Origin of the sequence: Wenyingzhuangia fucanilytica, assembly GCF_001697185.1 — a bacterium.
GTDB classification, from domain to species: Bacteria; Bacteroidota; Bacteroidia; order Flavobacteriales; family Flavobacteriaceae; genus Wenyingzhuangia; species Wenyingzhuangia fucanilytica.
In genome coordinates, this window is record NZ_CP014224.1 from 1,903,712 (window position 1) to 1,923,160 (window position 19,449).

Annotated in this window: 16 protein-coding genes; 8 read left to right on the forward strand and 8 right to left on the reverse strand. The window is 31.3% G+C overall.

Going from position 1 to position 19,449, the window contains the following annotated elements; genetic code table 11:
• The first annotated feature begins 39 nt into the window (after positions 1–39).
• The 4 genes from AXE80_RS07710 to AXE80_RS07725 all read left to right on the forward strand — a co-directional run bounded on the left by AXE80_RS07710 (position 40) and on the right by AXE80_RS07725 (position 3,270).
• Complete coding sequence (locus AXE80_RS07710; protein ID WP_068826008.1) at positions 40–960, forward strand: PD-(D/E)XK nuclease family protein; 921 nt, start codon at positions 40–42, stop codon at positions 958–960.
• A 235-nt stretch (positions 961–1,195) separates the two neighbouring features.
• Entirely contained in the window at positions 1,196–1,621 is a 426-nt protein-coding gene (locus AXE80_RS07715; RefSeq protein ID WP_068826010.1) for a hypothetical protein, read from the forward strand.
• 142 nt (positions 1,622–1,763) lie between these two features.
• Positions 1,764–2,168, forward strand: a complete 405-nt coding sequence (locus tag AXE80_RS07720) for a hypothetical protein (protein WP_068826012.1) — start codon at positions 1,764–1,766, stop codon at positions 2,166–2,168.
• A 100-nt stretch (positions 2,169–2,268) separates the two neighbouring features.
• Complete coding sequence (locus AXE80_RS07725; protein ID WP_068826014.1) at positions 2,269–3,270, forward strand: alpha/beta fold hydrolase; 1,002 nt, start codon at positions 2,269–2,271, stop codon at positions 3,268–3,270.
• Between the two features lie 71 nt (positions 3,271–3,341).
• Here the strand turns inward: AXE80_RS07725 and AXE80_RS07730 are convergent, their stop codons facing one another.
• From AXE80_RS07730 to AXE80_RS07740, 3 genes are all read right to left on the reverse strand, one after another.
• On the reverse strand, positions 3,342–4,304 hold the full coding sequence (locus AXE80_RS07730; protein ID WP_068826016.1) for a succinylglutamate desuccinylase/aspartoacylase family protein: 963 nt from the start codon (positions 4,302–4,304) through the stop codon (positions 3,342–3,344).
• A gap of 16 nt (positions 4,305–4,320) precedes the next feature.
• Positions 4,321–5,673 carry a DEAD/DEAH box helicase gene (locus AXE80_RS07735; protein WP_068826018.1) on the reverse strand — a complete coding sequence of 451 codons (1,353 nt, stop codon included), beginning with the start codon at positions 5,671–5,673 and terminating at the stop codon, positions 4,321–4,323.
• Between the two features lie 116 nt (positions 5,674–5,789).
• Positions 5,790–7,562 carry an ABC transporter ATP-binding protein gene (locus tag AXE80_RS07740; protein ID WP_068826020.1) on the reverse strand — a complete coding sequence of 591 codons (1,773 nt, stop codon included), beginning with the start codon at positions 7,560–7,562 and terminating at the stop codon, positions 5,790–5,792.
• A 121-nt stretch (positions 7,563–7,683) separates the two neighbouring features.
• Between AXE80_RS07740 and AXE80_RS07745 the strand changes: the two genes are divergently transcribed.
• Positions 7,684–7,926, forward strand: coding sequence for a hypothetical protein (locus AXE80_RS07745; protein ID WP_068826022.1), 243 nt, complete (start codon positions 7,684–7,686; stop codon positions 7,924–7,926).
• A gap of 66 nt (positions 7,927–7,992) precedes the next feature.
• Positions 7,993–8,241, forward strand: coding sequence for a hypothetical protein (locus AXE80_RS07750; RefSeq protein ID WP_068826024.1), 249 nt, complete (start codon positions 7,993–7,995; stop codon positions 8,239–8,241).
• 80 nt (positions 8,242–8,321) lie between these two features.
• Here the strand turns inward: AXE80_RS07750 and AXE80_RS07755 are convergent, their stop codons facing one another.
• Both AXE80_RS07755 and AXE80_RS07760 read right to left on the reverse strand, forming a co-directional pair.
• On the reverse strand, positions 8,322–9,350 hold the full coding sequence (locus AXE80_RS07755; RefSeq protein ID WP_068826026.1) for a phytase: 1,029 nt from the start codon (positions 9,348–9,350) through the stop codon (positions 8,322–8,324).
• Between the two features lie 141 nt (positions 9,351–9,491).
• Positions 9,492–12,239, reverse strand: a complete 2,748-nt coding sequence (locus tag AXE80_RS07760; RefSeq protein ID WP_068826027.1) for a TonB-dependent receptor — start codon at positions 12,237–12,239, stop codon at positions 9,492–9,494.
• Between the two features lie 276 nt (positions 12,240–12,515).
• Here AXE80_RS07760 and AXE80_RS07765 point away from each other — a divergent pair, with 276 nt between their 5' ends.
• Positions 12,516–14,204 (forward strand): alkaline phosphatase D family protein, encoded by a 1,689-nt coding sequence (locus AXE80_RS07765; RefSeq protein ID WP_068826030.1) that lies wholly within the window; start codon positions 12,516–12,518, stop codon positions 14,202–14,204.
• Positions 14,205–14,213: 9 nt separating this feature from the next.
• Here AXE80_RS07765 and AXE80_RS07770 read toward each other — a convergent pair whose 3' ends face one another.
• A complete protein-coding gene (locus AXE80_RS07770) occupies positions 14,214–14,621 on the reverse strand; it encodes a MerC domain-containing protein (RefSeq protein WP_068826032.1) in 408 nt (135 codons plus the stop codon).
• A gap of 112 nt (positions 14,622–14,733) precedes the next feature.
• Between AXE80_RS07770 and uvrB the strand changes: the two genes are divergently transcribed.
• The gene (uvrB, locus tag AXE80_RS07775) at positions 14,734–16,725 is read left to right on the forward strand and encodes an excinuclease ABC subunit UvrB (RefSeq protein WP_068826034.1); all 1,992 of its coding nucleotides are present in this window, start codon (positions 14,734–14,736) and stop codon (positions 16,723–16,725) included.
• 59 nt (positions 16,726–16,784) lie between these two features.
• On the opposite strand, the gene AXE80_RS07780 is transcribed toward uvrB, so the two are convergent.
• Both AXE80_RS07780 and AXE80_RS07785 read right to left on the reverse strand, forming a co-directional pair.
• Positions 16,785–17,726: an alpha-E domain-containing protein gene (locus AXE80_RS07780; RefSeq protein WP_068826037.1), complete on the reverse strand. Its 942-nt coding sequence runs from the start codon at positions 17,724–17,726 to the stop codon at positions 16,785–16,787.
• Positions 17,727–17,732: 6 nt separating this feature from the next.
• Positions 17,733–19,199, reverse strand: coding sequence for a circularly permuted type 2 ATP-grasp protein (locus AXE80_RS07785; protein ID WP_068826039.1), 1,467 nt, complete (start codon positions 19,197–19,199; stop codon positions 17,733–17,735).
• Positions 19,200–19,449 lie beyond the last annotated feature (250 nt).

Below are 19,449 nucleotides of genomic sequence, written 5' to 3' on the forward strand. Positions count from 1 at the left end.
ACCATAGCCAAACCGTAGCAACCTATTTGAGAACAAAATATGGAAGAAACCATTTTACCTGTTGAATCTATTCAAGAAAGGGATGTCGATTTAATTTTACTAGAAGAATTATCTACCGACAATTCATTTTGTGAATGGTTTGTTAGAGAACTTAACTTACCACATTTGTCTTCTGTAAACGGTGCTTGGAGAAGTATTTCTGCTTTTGGACTTGGAGAGACTGATATTTTATTTTCCTACAATTCGAATGATCAAAAAATTTTCTTGCTTATTGAAAATAAATTAGACACTAAATTTCAACATGAACAATTTAATCGTTACTTAAAACGTGCTGACGAATATTTAGCACAAAAAGAATGCGACAATGTTTTTGTTATATTAATTGCTCCAAATCTATACTGCGAAAATCAAAGTGAATTTGAAAATTATTTGACCTACGAAATAATTGCTGAAAGACTTAAGTTTATAGGTACAAAAAGAAATCTATTCAAAAGTAATTTATTAGAAATTGCAACTGAAAAATTAAGACGTGGCTATCAACCCGTAAACTCTGTTCCAGTTCAAAGTTTTTGGCATTTATATTGGCAATTTAAAGAAGAAAATTATTCGAGTCTCATAATGAAGAAACCAGATATTGTTCCTCACAACAGTGATTGGCCAATGCTTTTTGATGACAGATTAAAAAATATTGTGTTTTATCACAAACTTGGACAAGGAAATACAGATGCAACTTTTAAAGGTTTTTCCGAAGAAGTTGAATTTAAAATAAAAGAATTACTTCCTAAATGGGCGAAACTAGAAAAACACAGCAAAAGTTTTTCGATTAGAGTTTTTTCAGGAAAAATAGACCGAACACAAGATTTTAACAAGCAATTGGAAAATGTAGATAATGGTCTAAAAAACATCAATCGGTTAAGAAATTGGATAATAGAAAATAAAAACATTATAGAGTATATATAGAGTCAAAGGGCGTAAAATGAAAAAAATATTACGCAGCTAACAAACCGATGCTATAACACTTGTTAAGAACTATAAGCTTTTGTGGATAAATAAACATTCCTTTTATTTATAATAATCCGTAGTTTTATAAATATCAATAGACTTCTGTAAACTAAAATGTAAAATAAGGTTGGGTTGTTTGGAAGTTGTGTATAATTATAAACAACAAATTACATAGAAAAATAAGTGGTAAATCATGGAAAGAAAACTTAATATTTTAATTATTTCAATATTAATTATTACCTTTTATAGTTGTGGAAGCGCAAGTCATTATGTTACAAAAAATAGCAACCGATGGGCTGAATTCGAATTACGTCCTTCACAAATAAAATACGATGGAAAAATCTTTTACTATAGTAAATTGAATGATGATACTCTGTTCGGTATTTCATATGATAACAAAGTAAATGATGATTCTTATTTCTATTATAATAAAATGATGCTTGACTTTAATTGGTATAAAAACTCAGAAGGTAATTGGTCTGGCAAAAGTGGGGATTATTTTGGTAATGCTAGAAGACTTAAAAATGGACACCTGTACGTAAATCCAGTTAGAAAAGTTGCACTTTATTTTGAACCAAAAGACGGGAAATTTACAGCCTTTAAAGTAACTTTTAAATAATTTAACAAAATTATTATTAGGTCGGCAAATTAAAAACACTAAATAATTATAAGCTTAGCGTAGCTTCAAAAATCTTGTCGATTTCAAAACCCGCTACTATTCTTATACTAATCGTTTATCCCCCACCAAAAAAACATCAAACATGAGTAAAAAAATTGCTTTAATTATTATGTTTTTTATACTCGGAATAATTTTAATTTTTCATTTCTTAATTTTTACAGAACAGATTCATTACGATAAAGTTTGGGCAGGAAAACTTAAGTCAGTTGAGGAAATGAAATCTTTTGAAACTTTCTCTATATTAATAAATCTATTTATGTTGGTGATATTATTTATGAAGTATAAGCTACTAGAGAAAGGAACCAGTAATAAAATTATCGATTTATTCATATGGGTTTTTGTAGTACTTTTTGCATTGAATACAGTAGGGAATCTTTTTTCACAAAACACAATAGAGTTAATTCTTGGAACTTTTTTAACATTGACTTCATCAATCCTGTGTTTTATTATTGTTAAAAAGAAACAGAGAGAAAATATAAATAACTAGTTGTAATCTTTTCCAAATAATAAAATAAGATAATTCTAACATTATCCTACTTAATAAAGTAATTAGGTATAAAATTTGCTACCATAAACCGAAAAAAACAATGGCAAAAAAATTACTGATCCTATTTATCTTTATAGGGAGTTTTCAACATGCAAAAGCCCAAGAAAACAACTTACAATGGTTAGATGTTGAATTAGCAAACTACCAATATCCTTATAAAGTTTCTACTTTACCTTTACACATACAAGAACAAGATTTAACCATGGCTTATATGGATATTAAGCCTAAAAACTATCGTGGAAAAAACATTGTATTAATTCACGGAAAAAACTTTAATGGTGCTTATTGGAAAACTACAATTGAAGCTTTAACCAAAGAAGGTTATAGAGTAATTGTACCAGATCAAATAGGTTTTGGAAAATCCTCTAAACCACTTCATTTTCATTATACCTTCCAACAATTGGCTCAAAACACCAAGTTGTTACTAGATACTTTAAAAATTGAGAAAACTGCTATTTTAGGTCACTCCATGGGTGGAATGTTGGCTACAAGATTCACTTTGATGTATCCTGATACTATAGAAAAATTAATTTTAGAAAATCCTATTGGTCTTGAGGATTGGAAATTAAAAGTACCCTACAAACCTGTAGAATGGTGGTATCATAATGAACTTAAAAAGAGTTATACTGGTATCAAAAAATATCAATTAGAAAACTACTACGACAATAAATGGAAAGCAGAATATGACGAATGGGTAAACTTACTTGCTGGTTGGACATTAAATTCTGACTATAAAACCATAGCTTGGAATGCCGCACTAACCTATGATATGATTTTTACACAACCTGTAGTTTACGAGTTTAAAAATATTACAGCGCCAACTTTACTGATTATTGGAACCAGAGATAGAACTGCCTTAGGAAAACCTTTGGTTACAGAAGAAGTACGAAAAACAATGGGCTTATACAGCAAATTAGGAAAAAAAACACAGATGGAAATTCCTAATTCGGAACTAGTAGAAATAGAAAATGTGGGGCACTTACCACATATTGAAAAGTTTAAGAGTTTCATAGATCCTCTTATTAATTTTCTAAAAAGATAAAAGGTTTCATGTCCCTAATAACTTAAAAGCCATTGATGAATAAATACTTCGTCAATGGCTTTTAGTTTAAACTATAATTTGATAGCAATATGTGCAATAGCATCTCCTTGGTTAACAATAGGAGAATGATTCAAACAAATCACATGTCCTGATACTGGAGATTTAATTTTTCTTTCAAAAAAACCATAAGGATCGGTAATTAAACCTATCACCTCTCCTTTTTTGATAGGCAATCCGTTTTCTACTAAAGACCTGTACATTCCAGAAGCATTGGCTCTAATCCACTTGGATTCGTTAAAAACAACTTGCTTTACCCCATCATGCAAAGGAATATGATCTGATGGCATTTTTTTTACCCCTAAAGATTCAAGAACATTTAAAATTCCTGTCACTCCCACATTTGTAATTTTTGGATTGATATTTAAAGCTTTACCTCCCTCATACAACAATACTTTTTTACCACTGGCTACTGCAGAGGCTCTAAAAGATTTTTCTCTTTCTGAGGAGTATTTTACAAACTTTGCTCCAAACGTTTTTGCCAAATTAAAAGTTTCCTCATCGTCATCAGAAATTCTTATTTGAGGATAGTTAAATCGCGTATCTCCTCCTGTATGAAAATCGATACAATAATCTACATGAACCACAATTTCATTCATAAAAAAATGAGCAAACTTACTTGCTAATGATCCATTCTTAGCTCCCGGAAAACTTCTGTTTAAATCCTTTCCATCAGGAAATTCTCTGGTCTTGATTAAAAAACCAAACACATTTACTACAGGAACACAAATAATCATTCCAGCATCTGGAATATTGTATTTATTGGCTACAACTTGCCTAACAATTTCTACTCCATTTACCTCATCTCCATGAATTCCGGCACTAATCAAAACACAAGGTCCATCAACCTTAGCCCTGCTAATAATAATTGGTACTTCTATTTTGGTTCTGGTGTGCAAACGAGCAATATCAGATTTGATCTGATATGTTTTTCCTGGCTTAATTTTTTCGCCAAGTATGGTAATATCTTTACGCATTTAAATGATACGATAACTATTGTTGTTTCTTCTTTTTCTTTTTTACAGGTTTATCTGTAGAAAGTAAGTCGGCTGTTTTGTTCTCTAATAAATAATTGGCTAAAATTTTATCTACCAATTCCTCTTTGGTTAAATGATGAAAGACCTCTTTAACCGAAGCTTTTACCTGTTCTGACACAGCTCTATTGGGTTTGGTTTTAAATATTTTTTTAGCCCAAAGAATGGTGTTATTTTCCTCTATGCTTATGGCATTAGGTTTGGCATAGGTATGTAAATCAATTTCATACTCCTCTCCTAAAAACTTCATTTTTTCAACCTCATCAGCTTGTAATACTGCTAAAGACATTCCTTTGGCTCCTGCCCTAGCCGTTCTACCACTACGGTGAATATAAGTTTCCATCGCATCTGGCAAATGATAATGCACTACATAAGAAACATTTTTGATGTCAATTCCTCTTGCAGCAACATCTGTAGCAACCAAAGTATTGATATATCCTTCACGAAATTGCTCCATAATACGATCACGGATTCCTTGTGTTAAACTACCGTGAATAGCTCCAGAAGAAATTTTATTAATGGCTAAATTTTTGGCCAACTTATTAACCGCGGCTTTGGTTTTACAAAATATAATTCCCTGCTCCCCTTCTTTGCTAGACAAAAAGTGTAATAACACATTTAGTTTTTCTATAGGTTCTACCACTACATAATGATGGGCAACATCTTTATGCGCTGTATTTACCGTTTCTGACCCAACTTGGGTAACGTGTTTAGACAAATAATTTTGCACCAATTGCTTTACAGAACCAGGCAAGGTTGCAGAAAACAAAAGAGTACGTTTTTGTTTAGGCATTGCCTCTACAATTTTATCTAAACCTTCTTTTAAAGACAAAACCATTTCATCCGCTTCATCTAACACAAAATACTTTACTTGTTTTAAATCAATTTTACCTCTTTGAATCAAATCTATCAAACGACCTGGAGTAGCTACCACTACATGAGTAGTTTGTTGTAAAAGTTCTATTTGAGGTTTTACAGAAGTACCTCCACAAACCTCAGCAATAGACAAACCAGAAATATCTGCTCCAAAATCTGTTAGGTTGGTGTAAATTTGTTTCCCTAATTCTCTAGTAGGTGCTAAAACAACTACTTGAATACTTGGGTTAGATACCTCAACCATTTGTAATAATGGCAATCCAAAAGCTGCTGTTTTACCAGTACCTGTATTGGCTAATCCTACAAAATCATCCTTTTGATTTAAAATTACAGGAATGGATTGTTTTTGAATTTCAGTGGGTTCTGTTATTCCTAAACCATTTAAGGTATTGGTGATAATAGATGAAATTCCTAAATCTGAAAACAGCTTTGACATAAATAAAATAATTTGTGCAAAGATAGGAAAGTATCAGCCTTAAAACATCGTTGTTTTTAATTCATATTAAGGAGTTTTATCCCTTAATTATCAACTAAAATTTAAAGGCAAATAAATTATATTTTCCCTTGATAAGTATACAAATCATAATAACGACCTTGAGTAGCGATTAACTCATCATGAGTACCTCGTTCTGCAATTTGACCGCCCTCTATCACTAAAATTTGATCTGCTTTGCGAATGGTACTCAAACGATGGGCAATTACAATAGTCGTTCTGTTTTTGGTTAATTGTGCCAAACTTTTCTGAATCAACACTTCACTTTCCGTATCTAAATTAGAGGTAGCCTCGTCTAAAATAATAATCTTTGGATCTGCTAAAATAGCTCTTGCAATGGCAATACGCTGTCTTTGTCCTCCAGACAATTTCACCCCTCTTTCCCCTATTAAAGTATTAAGTCCATCATCAAACCTATCTGTAAATTCATTTACATAAGCAGCATTCACCGCATTTTGTAATTGTTCTTCGGTAGCATTAGGTCTTGGAAACATGATGTTTTCTCTAATAGTTCCTTCAAACAAAAATTCATCTTGTAAAACCACCCCTAAGTGCTTTCTAAAGCTTTTTAATTTTACTTTAGACAAATCATGTCCATCAATAGTAATAGTCCCTGATTTTGGATTTAAAAAAGTAGCCGACAATCCTGCAATGGTAGATTTCCCAGATCCAGAACTTCCTACCAGAGCAATCACAGAACCCGAGGCTGCATTAAAACTGATATTGTTCAGTACATTTTTATTTTCTTCGTAAGCAAAAGACACCTCTTTAAATTCAATATCTCCTTTAAAATGATGTATTTCTTCGGTTCTATTTTCATCCTCATCTTCAGCTTGCATATTCATCAGTTCTTCGGTTCTATCTAAACCTGCCAAAGCTTCGGTTAACTGACTCCCAATATTACTCATCTGTACAATGGGAGCAATCATAAATCCTAATAAAAGTGTAAATGATAAAAAATCTCCAATAGTTAACTCTCCTTGAATAATTTTATACCCACCAATTCCCATAATTCCTGTAGAAGCAATTCCTAATAAAAACGTAGAAGTACTAGTCATTAAAGCCGTAGCTGTTAAACTCTTTTTTACGTTTTGAAACATTAAATCAACTCCTTTTTCAAACACTTTATTCTCTTGCTCTTCGGCATTAAAAGCTTTAATTACACGAACTCCTGCCAAAGTTTCTGTTAAACGACCATTGACCTCTGCATTAATTTTACCTCTTACCTTAAAAATAGGTCGGATATAAGCAAAAGCCTTTAAAGCTATAAAACCAAAAATCCCTACAGGAACCAACACAAAAAGCGTCATAGACCAACTGATTTTAATCAATAGAATTAAAGAAATAACAGCGGTAATGGTTCCCCCTACCAATTGTACCAAACCAGTACCTATTAAATTACGAACTCCTTCTACATCGTTCATAATTCTAGACACCAAGGCTCCAGATTTGGTATTATCAAAAAATCCAATGGGTAAAGACAATACTTTTTTCTGTACTTGTGCTCTTAATTCCGAAATTAAAAACTGTGCCTGTACACTTAAAATTTTAGTCAACAAAAATGAAGTGACTGCTTGTACCAAAATAGCTCCTGCTACGATTAACAATAAATTTCTGAGTTCTTCAAAATTCTTATTCGGAATTACTTCATCTAACAAAACTTTTGTTTTCCATGGCAATACCAAACTAGACAAACGGCTAAGTACAATTAAAATCAACCCTATAAAAACCAGTTTACGTCTTGGCCAAATAATACTTTTAAAAGCGGCAGCCATAGTAACTTTAGATTTTTTATTCTTGTGATCCGTAGTTTTATTTTGGTATGATTTCATGTTTAGTTGTTTTGAGTAAGTAAAGATACGTTTCTAAAGTATTTTAAAAATTTTAAAATGAATCATTTATTCTTAAATCAGATTTTTTCTGTAAATTAATAGGTGTTTAAAAGTATGTATTATGGATACCATTAATAATATTGTAGTTTTTGACGGTAGTTTAGAACTACACAATCCTGATTTAAAAAAGTACGATAGATCTAAAGCTATTGTAGAAAGAGTTTTACGTTTTTTAAAAAATAGAGATAAAAAAATTATTCGATTAATTAATAAAGAAAATGCCATCCTTTATATTAACCGATATAGCGGCACATGGAAAATACAAAACGCTAGTACAAAACTTATTAACCGTATTTTTGGTTAAAATCAGTACTTGACTCATCCATTGATTTTTTGTACCTTATTGAGGAACCAGTAAAACAAAACCGTTATGAAATTTATTAAGAATGTAATTATTAAATCTAGCGACAGAAGTGTAATGATACACCGTATGTTAAAAAACAAACGCTCTAAGCTAACTCAAAAACTGTTAATGATTAATGGTTTATTGAATAGAAAAGATAAAAAATTAATTCATGATATGAATGAAGGGAATGTTTGTATAGAAATTAACTACCCTGATTGTAGTTGGAGCGTTAAAAATGCCAACAAACAAATGTTGAATAGAATATTTGGTTAATAATTTTATAAGTTTATCAATCAAAAAAAAAATCCGCTTATTTAGATAAGCGGATTTTTTAATATAAAATGTTTTGACTCTTAAAGACCTTTTAATACATCTCTAAAATCAACTATTTTAAAGTTTTGATTTTTCTTAACTCCTACATCCATATTGGTTCCATCTTGTACTATAAAAAATCCTTTAGGAAAGTTTTTAAAACTAACGGATGTTACATCAATTCCGTCTGTATCATTGGTTCCATCAATAACTTCATCATCAATAGTAAAACTTTTTAGGTATTGGTTTGATTGTCTATCAAACATTGCATAAGAATTATTTCCTTGAGAAGATAGGATGATATATCCGCTATTGTTTTCTTTTTTGTAGATAGTCACTCCTTCAAAATCATCTTTCATGTTTACATCAGAAACTTTGGCTACAAGTGTTTTTTCGTCTGAAAAAGAATCTGCATTAAACCTCCATAACGCCACATCTTCTTCAGCTATGTAAATAAACCCTAATTCGTCATCGGCAACCATTCCTTCTGTTTGAGAATCTAACTTAACAGTGGTTACTAACTCACCTACTACTCCATTTTCTTGAGCGATTAATTTCCATTTTTCTACTCCTCCGCTTTTACCAGAAACAAATACAAAAGTATCTATATCATTTTGATACATACACAATCCGTAAACCTCTCTTAAATTAGATTTTAATGGTTGTATGGCAACATTGCTCAACGTTCCGTTTGAATTTACTTTGTGAATTGTAATGGTATTGTTGGTTCTGTTAGAAGCCGTAACAATAGACACCGACTCATTGTTCAACATAAATCCATCTCTAATGTCTACATTGTTTACTTTTCCTACTGAGTAATTGTGCAATAACTTTCCTTCTAAATTATACACACACAAACCTTGCTTTTTATTGGTTCCAATAATTAACGAAGTCTCAACATTATTTGGATTGATCCATATACAAGCGTCATCGGCTGCATCATCGTTGGTATAAACAGGTTCTGTTTCTCTTACAGCATTTACAGAAAACAGTAAACTTTTGTCTTTTTTATCTGATTGACATGATATTACTTGTAATCCTATAAATACTATTGCTAAAATTTTATTCATATATGTAAATATAAAAAAGATTCAATCTCAAAAATACAGTTTTCGTCAACCTAAACTTGTTTCAAATTCTCATTATAATTAAGAATGACGAACAATAATGTACTTTTGAGACGATCTTTTTATAGTGTTATTTTAAGTTAATTAAAAATTATACTTTACTCCTGCGTTCCAATTAAAATTGTAATATTCTGCTTGAGCGGTTAAATCTTTTTGACCTTGGTAATATCTTAACTCTTGATTGGTTAAGTTTTTAAATTCTGTAAACAATCTTAATCCTTTTACAATTTCGTAAGTAGCGTTTACATCTAAAAACATTTGAGCATCATAGTAAATATCTTCAAAATCTTCATCTCCATACTCATCAATATAAGCACCTGCATAATTTAAAGAAGCTCTAACAGTTAACTTTTTAGTTTCGTATGCCAACGATCCGTTAAACATGTTTTTTACAGCACCTGCCAATGCTAATTTAGACCTACCTTCAATTCCATCTGCTTCAGAATCTGTGTAAGTATAGTTAAGATATACATTTAAGTTTTTTAAGAATTTTGGTAAGAAATCTAACCTTCTTTGTACAGATACTTCCAACCCATATACTTTTGCTACCTCTCCATTTCTTTGCTGAGAATATTCAAAAGTTTCTCCAGGATAAGCGGCATCAACAAAATCATCTTCTGTATAAGTGTAAACAAAATTATCAATATTTTTAAAGAACACCCCTCCTGAAATAATTCCTACTGATGAGAAATAATGCTCAAACATAAAATCAAAGTTATTTGAGTAACTAGCCTCTAAATTTGAGTTTCCTTCTTCAAACTCCCAATCATCAGAGTTGATGTTTTGATAAGGAACTAAATCGTAATAATTAGGACGTGCAATAGAAGTTGAATATGCCAACCTAAAAATAGTATTAGGCTGTAAGCTATACTTAAACTGTAAGTTTGGTAAGAAATTAGTATAGTTTTTAGAGGCTTCAATTTTTGTAGCATCACTTAAATCTTGTGCTGTTTCTACATCAATTCTATATCCTGTATAATCTAAATCTGTTCTTTCAACTCTAAGTCCTGCCATTGCTGATAATTTTGGACTTAACTTTTGTATAACCATACCATAAGCTGCATTAACTTGCTCTTTAGCATTGTAATTTACAGGTATAAATTCTTTTAAAATAGATTTACTATCAAACAAGTTACTGTTCTTTAAATCTAAACCACCCAAATAATCTTCGTTTACAAAATTTCCTGATTTGTATTTGTCTCCTGCTAAAAATCCATCAATAGTTTTATCGCTATAAGGAACATCACTCATAAATTCCATTCCAGAAACAGGCTCATATTCATTATAGCTATTATCTCTACTTTTTTCTTTGTTTTTGTATCTATACCCTATTTTTAAGGTGTTTTCATATGCTCCTTTTAACATAGGAATTTCTAAATCAAACTTAGCTCCGTAATTTTTCTCCTCGGTATATTGATTTTCTTCAGAAATTTCATCTAATTCTAAAACTGAAGGATTGTTAAAATCTGTTCCTGTAGGATTTGCATTTGGAAATCTTAAGTCTGATAAGTCTTGTGTTACATCTACAGATTCAGTTTTATAAGCAATATATCTTTCTTCTGGTCTAGTTTCAGAAGCTTTAGAATAGTTAGTTTTCCAATTTAATTTTACCGAATTAAATAAAATATGCTCTCCATTTAGTGCAAATTTCTGAATTTCTTGCTCTTCTAATCTTGCATTATCATTAGTTCCTCCTTTGGTTTCTCTAACCACCTCATCGGCAGTATACACACCAGGTGCAGTTTCTTCAATATCTTTAATTTCTAAACGATATCTATTTTCCCAATCTTTTCTATTGTTTAAAACGGTATTAAAAAAGATAGTGTTGTTGTTATTTATTTTATAATCTAAGTTTAAAGCAACACTTTGTCTAACTCTTTTAACATCATATCTTCTGATGTCTTGACCAGAAACTACAGCATTATTAGCATCACCAGCCCACTCGAACTCTACATTATCCGATCCAAAATCATTAGACTGTAAAGAAGTACTTAATACTGCTCCTAATTTATTGTTAAACATTCTACCTGCAACTACTGCAGAAGTATTGTACAACGGAGTATTTCTTACTGGATTTTGTCCGTAAGCACCTGTAATTGTTAATCTGGTTTTTTCTCCAGCTCTTCTAGTTACTAAGTTTACAGAACCTCCAATAGCATCTGCCTCCATATCAGAAGTCAATACCTTATTTACTTCTACTGCTTGTATCATGTCAGATGGAATTAAATCCATTTGCACATTTCTATTATCACCCTCTGCTGATGGAATTCTCTCTCCGTTTAAAGTCACAGAGTTTAATTGAGGAGCCATTCCTCTAATAATAATATTTCTAGCTTCTCCTTGATCGTTTTGAACTGCAATACCAGGAATTCTTTTTACAGCATCTCCAATATTAGCATCTGGAAACTTTCCAACTTGATCAGCCGCCACAATATTGGTAATATTAAAGTTAGATTTTTGTTTGTTTAAAGCTTTGGCTTGCCCCTTAGAGTTACTTCCTTTAAGTACTACCTCATCTAATTCATTTAAAGCAGAATCTAAAACAAAGTTTACCGCAACCGTTGCTCCGTTTACTTTTATTGTTTTTATTAAATCTTTACATCCTAAACAGCTTGATTTTAAAGTATATTCTCCATTAGCTATTCCTACAAAAGCATAATCTCCATTAAAATCTGTAACTACAGATAAGTTTAAAGATTCTATTATAATTACTGCTCCTGGAATTGGTAAGTTACTTGCATCTGTAACATGTCCTACAATACTTCCTTTGCTTTGTGCAAAGCTGACCATTGTTATAAATAGTGATAAAATAAAAAGTTTTAATGTTTTCATTGGTTTGTTTGTTGTTTTTAAGTGCCACAAAACTAGACAGACCAAATAGTCTGATGGTTAAGAGAAAATCAACATAGTACAAACAAACCATTACCCAAATGTTAACAAAACAATTCTTAAACCTTTAGGTTATTTTTACTTAACATAGGTTGAGTTTAAAAATTAAAAGAAATAAATCATTCCTATAAAAACCTTAATCTAAGTTGTTATATTTTAAAAATCATTGATTAACTTAAACACCTGTATTCAAACATCTTAATCATCAACAAAAACTATATGTCAACTCAAAAAAACAGTAGACGACAATTTATTCAAAATACTTTGTGGGCTTCTGGTGCCATTATTTTAGCACCAAACTTTATTAGTTGTCGTAAAGACAGTATTGAAGAGGAAATTGTTGATGATGATTATTCAATCAAAAATTTTAATCAAGGTGTAGCAAGTTTTGACCCTACAAGTAATAGCGTTATTATATGGACTCGTTACAAAAACCCTAACAAAAAAATACTTTGGGAAGTTTCTAAAAACATTGATTTTAGCACCATACTAAGAAGTGGAACTATTACTACCGAAGCCACTAGGGATAATACTATTGCTATTGAATTAACAGAACTTACTGCTGATCAAAAATTGTATTATCGTTTTAGCAATAAAGAAGATAAAGCCATTTCTGTAATTGGAGAAACTCTTACCTTTTCAGATAATGTCTCTACAGTAAAACTTGCTGTTTGCTCTTGTTCTAATTACCAAGCGGGACTGTTTAATGTTTACAATGCCATGGCAAAATCTGAAGCTGATGTCATTATACATTTAGGTGATTATTTATATGAAGTAGAAGCCAGAGGATATGGTACAACAAATGAAAATGCCTTTTTAAATCGTTTTCACGAACCTACAAATGAAATCATATCTCTTGAAGATTACAGAACCAGATACAAACAATACAGAGCTGATGCAGATTTACAATTGGCACATCAAAAAAAACCTTTTATTTGTGTATGGGATGACCATGAAATAGCCAACAATGCCTACAAAGATGGAGCAGAAAATCACTCCGAAAACGAAGGAAGTTATAACACTAGAAAACAAGTTGCCCTACAAGCATATAGTGAGTTTTCACCATTTTCTAGGTTAGAAGCTAACAACCAAAGTCTTGTCTACAGAAACTTTAATATTGGAAATTTGGTAAACCTTAATATGTTAGATACTAGGATTATTGGACGAGACAAACAATTATCCATAGAGAACTATATTACAGCTAATGGTTTTAACATATCCCAATATCAAACAGATATTTCTGATACTTCAAGAGCCTTGTTAGGATCAAGCCAACAAAATTGGTTAACACAACAAATCAATAACAGTTCTGCAAAATGGCAAGTATTAGGACAACAAGTACTAATGGCTAAAATGCATGTTCCTGCAGAAATTTTAACAGCATTTGAATCTCCCAACTTAGAGAGTATTTTAACAGAATTGGTAAATATTAAATTAAGATTTTTACAAAATGACCCTAGCCTAACGGAACAAGAAATAGCTAGAATATCAACCGTTTTACCTTATAATCTTGATGCTTGGGATGGCTATCCTTTAGACCGAGAAACATTGTATAATACTTTGGGTGATAAAAAAATTATTACGTTAGCTGGCGACAGTCATAATGCATGGACTAGCAAACTAACCAAAGAAGACAAAACAGAAGTTGGAATAGAATTGGCTACTGCCGGAATTACTTCTCCTGGTTTTAAAGAATATTTAGGAAACCCTAGCAACGAAATTTTAACTGCTTTTGAAAGTGCTATAACGACTTTAATAGATGATTTAAATTATTTTAATGCTACACAAAAAGGCTTTATTCTAACTACTTTTACTCAAAGCCAAGCAAAAGCAGAATGGATTTTTGTAGACACTATTTTATCTGCAAATTACTCAACCTCTGTAGGACATACTATTACTTATTCATAACAATCACCCTTAATTTGCACAGCATTTATCTACCTTGCATTTACAATACTTTCTATTAATTAAATGTAAGCCTATTAATAAAACTGTGGGGATATAAATAATAAGCTCATTCACAATTAACCATTCCATTTTTTCATTTAAAACAATCAGCGATAATAAAGCCCAACTTATCCATAGAGCATATTTAATCCAAATACTGGTGCTTGTTTCCGTTGATCTATAAATAGCCAAAAAAGAAATGATTAAAAACAAATAATCCATAAACTTCCACCAATACAGTGGATTGTTACTTGTTATAAAACTTGCAGTAATCATAAAAACAAAAGGCGTTGCAACACAATGTATAAGACACAAAGTACTCGCCAATGCCCCTAGAATATCAGATTTTTGTTTTGTAAATATTGCCAAACCTTTCATAAAACTAATTTTGCTACAAATATATTATAAAGAACCATAAACGCAACGATGATGCATTTAATTAATATAAATATTTTACTATGCTGTAAAATACATTCCATAATTTTGCTTTATGGATTTTAAAGTCGTTTCTAAATATCAACCTACAGGTGACCAACCCAATGCTATTAAAGAATTAGTAGCTGGAGTAAACAATGGAGATCAATATCAAACACTCTTAGGGGTTACTGGTTCTGGTAAAACCTTTACGGTAGCCAATGTAATTCAAGAAGTAAAAAAACCAACCTTGGTTTTGGCACATAACAAAACCTTGGCAGCGCAATTGTATTCCGAGTTTAAAAACTTTTTTCCCAACAATGCTGTAGAGTATTTTGTTTCTTACTACGACTATTACCAACCTGAAGCTTATATTCCATCCTCTGGGGTTTATATAGAAAAAGATTTATCTATTAACGAAGAAATAGAACGTTTGCGTTTAAGCACTTCTTCTTCGCTTTTATGTGGTAGAAAAGATGTTTTGGTAGTTGCCTCTGTGTCTTGTTTATACGGTATGGGAAATCCTGTTGAATTTAAAAACAACGTAGTTACTATTGAGGTAGATCAACAAATAAGTAGAACCAAGTTTTTACACCAATTGGTGCAAAGTTTATATGCGCGTACAGAAGCAGATATGAAAAGTGGAAACTTTAAAGTAAAAGGAGATACTGTTACTATTTTTCCTTCTTATGGAGAATACGCTTATAGAGTTCACTTTTTTGGAGATGAAATTGAAGAAATTGAATCTTATGATTTAGAGAACAAACAAGTGATAGAACGCTTTGAAACCTTAGATATTTATCCTGCCAATTTATTCGTGACTTCTCCTGATATTTTACAGGGAGCCATTCATCAAATTCAAGAAGATTTGATGAAACAATATGATTATTTTAATGAAATTGGAAAAACCTTAGAGGCCAAACGTTTAAAAGAACGTACAGAGTTTGATTTAGAAATGATTCGTGAATTAGGATACTGTAGCGGAATTGAAAACTATTCTAGGTATTTAGATGGTCGTCAACCCGGAACAAGACCTTTCTGTTTGTTAGATTATTTTCCTGATGATTTCTTAATGGTGATTGATGAAAGTCATGTAACCATTCCGCAAACCCATGCCATGTATGGTGGTGACCGATCTAGAAAAGAAAATTTGGTGGAATTTGGTTTTAGATTACCTGCCGCCATGGATAACCGTCCCTTAAAATTTGAAGAGTTTGAAGCCATTCAAAATCAAGTGATTTATGTAACTGCAACTCCAGCCGACTACGAGCTAGAAAAATCTGGTGGTGTGGTGGTAGAACAAGTTATTCGCCCTACCGGTTTATTAGATCCTATTATTGAAGTTCGTCCTAGTCAAAATCAAATAGATGATTTGATTGAAGAAATTCAAAAACGTATAGAAGTAGATGAACGTGTTTTGGTAACAACTTTAACCAAACGTATGGCAGAAGAATTGGCTAAATATTTAACTAGAATTCAAGTACGTTGCCGATATATACACTCTGATGTAGATACTTTAGAGCGAGTAGAAATTATGCAAGACTTACGTAAAGGTTTGTTTGATGTATTAATTGGGGTGAACCTGTTACGTGAAGGTTTAGATTTACCCGAAGTTTCTTTGGTAGCTATTATTGATGCAGATAAAGAAGGTTTTTTACGTTCTCATAGATCCTTAACACAAACTGTAGGTAGGGCTGCAAGAAATGTAAATGGGATGGCAATTTTGTATGCAGATAAAATTACCAAAAGCATGCAATTAACCATTGATGAAACAGCTCGTAGGCGTGAAAAACAAATTGCCTATAACGAGGCCAATGGCATTACTCCTACACAAATCAAAAAAGATTTTGGAAATAATTTAACTGATAACTCTGGAACAAATTACGAGGAAATACAACATAATTTAGCTGCAGAAGAAGATTTAGATTATTTATCTAAACCTGCTATTGAGGAACGCATTAAGGAAAAACAACGCGCTATGGAAAAAGCAGCAAAAGCATTAGATTTTATGACAGCTGCTAAATTTAGAGATGAAATAAAAGCTTTAAAAGGTAAATTAACCTCTTAAAAATTGATTTGTTTATTTGTGAGAACAAACTATTTTCCATCCATAAACAAATCAATCCTCTAATAACTAAAAAATTCTTTTTCTATACTAGCTGTTATAATATTTAGCTTATCCATAATATCTTCTATACAATCTGCAAAACGCCCTTCTACTTCATCAATGGTTTTATAATTGTATTCACATCTTGTTTTATTAATCAAGTATGAAGTTCCTCCTTTGGCCTCATTTCTTGTTAAAATTTTTATATTCTTAGCAGCATTATTCAAACATCTAACTACAGACTTGGTACATAAAGGATTTAGAATTAAAAAATCTAAGGTATCTGCACTTTTAGGTGTTTTTTTGTAATAACGCCTCATCATGTCAAAAGACTGTATACACTTTAACAAAGTAATCCACTCGTAACTTGTATTAAAATCACCATGTAACTCAGATTTTGATGATTTTGCATCTATATACTTTGTATTGATAATTCTAATAACCTGAGAAGCTCTTTCTAAATTAATACCCAATGAGATAATTGCATAAGCCTCATCATGCATTAACGTTTCTATTATTTTTCCTCTTAACGCTGCAACTTCTTTAGTTACATAAGACGTAAATTCATCTAAACCAGCATTGGTAAAATGCTCTGCACTGTAATTAGTGATGTAATGATGTAAACTATTGATAGATTCAAATAATTCTATAGATAATAAATCCCTTGAACCGCTAGCATTGACCCTAGCATATTTAAAACAACTTAGTACCGAAAAAGGGTTTTCTGGATTTAACCCCACATCATATAATACTTCCTTTTCATCTATCACATCGTCATTATTGTGGACAACATCATTAACCATGTACAAAATTGACTTTAACACAAATTGCCTAGATTGAGAAACATCATTAGATGCATCTAAGGAAGAAAAATAATTAACATTGATAAACCTTGCAATATGCTCGGTTCTCTCTAAATACCTTCCCATCCAGAATAAATTATTGGCTACTCTTGCTAACATATTTTTTTATTTTTTTAATACCCAAGTATCTTTAGAACCACCTCCTTGAGAAGAGTTTACAATTAAATTTCCTCTTTTAAGCGCTACCCTAGTCAATCCACCTTTTAACACAAATGCTTTGTCTTTACCTAGCAATGTAAATGTTCTTAAATCTACATGTCTAGGTTCAAAAACTTCTTCTTCATCAATATATGTAGCATGTGTAGACAAAGACATAATGGGTTGTGCTATATATTTTCTTGGATCTGCTTTAATAACATCTTTTACTTTTTCTATTTCTTCTTTGGTCAACTTATTACCAATAGATATTCCATACCCTCCAGACTCATCTACAGGCTTAATCACTAAATTGGGGATGTTATCTAGTATAAACGATAACTCTTTAGGATCGCTACAATGATAGGTATGTACATTGTTTAAAATAGGGTCTTCTCCTAAATAATATTTGATGATTTTAGGCATGTAAGTATAAATAGCTTTATCATCTGCAACTCCAGTTCCAGGAGCATTTACCAAACAAACGTTTCCTTTTTTATACACGCTAAATAAGCCTTTAACTCCCAAAACACTATCAGGATTAAACTCCAAAGGATCTAAAAAATCATCATCAATTCGTCTATAAATAACATCTATCTTTTTAGGTCCATAAATGGTTTTCATATAAACAAAGTTGTTCTCTACAAACAAATCCCTTCCTTCAACCAACTGAATCCCCATCGCTTTAGCTAAGTAAGAATGCTCATAATAAGCCGAATTATAAACTCCTGGCGTTATTACTACACAAGTGGGATTGTCTACACCTTGAGGCTTTACAGAGTTCATAATCGAAAGTAAATTCTCTGCGTAATTATCAACCGTATAGATAGGATAGTGATTAAATGCACCATATAAAGTACGCTTTAACGCCGCTCTGTTACTAATAACATAACTCACTCCCGAAGGACATCTAATATTATCTTCTAACACGTAATACTCCCCATCCGAATGCTTGATTAAATCTGTTCCTGAAATGTGATTATAAATTCCTCCTGGAGGTTCAATTCCTTTCATTTGAGATAGAAAATTTTTAGAAGAAGCTATCAATTCAATAGGTACCACACCATCTTTTATGATTTGTTGATTGTGGTACAAATCTTTTAAAAACAAGTTTAAAGCAACACTCCTTTGCAAAGCTCCAGACTCAATATGCTCCCACTCCTTAGCAGATATAATTCTAGGGAAAAGATCAAAAGGAAATACTTTTTCTTTTGTTTGCTTTTCGCCATATACCTGAAAGGTAATTCCTTGGTTTAAAAAAGAGGCCTTGGCTTTTTCATTCAACAACTTAAAATCATCTATTTTATATTCATTAAATAAATTAAAAAGTGTTTCATAAATTTTTCTTACTTCTTTCTTTTCCGTAAAAATCTCATCATAAAATCTAGCATCTAAATTGTATGAGGTAAAAATTGGTAATTTTTTGTAATTAGTCATTTTTAGCATTTAATTCTCTGCAAATTATAAAATTGATCGCCTAAAGGAGTTTGCTCCTACACAGTAAGTCAACTGTTTATTGGCAGTTTTAAACATGTTTATAATCTTTTTTTTAAAGCAAAAAAAATAGTCATTTAGTCTTTTATAATTAATGGGGTAATCTTAATTTAATGAAAGGATAACATAGAAAACACAACCTAAAAAGGGGGTCTAAATTGAATAAAATTTAAATTTACTTGATTTACTTTTC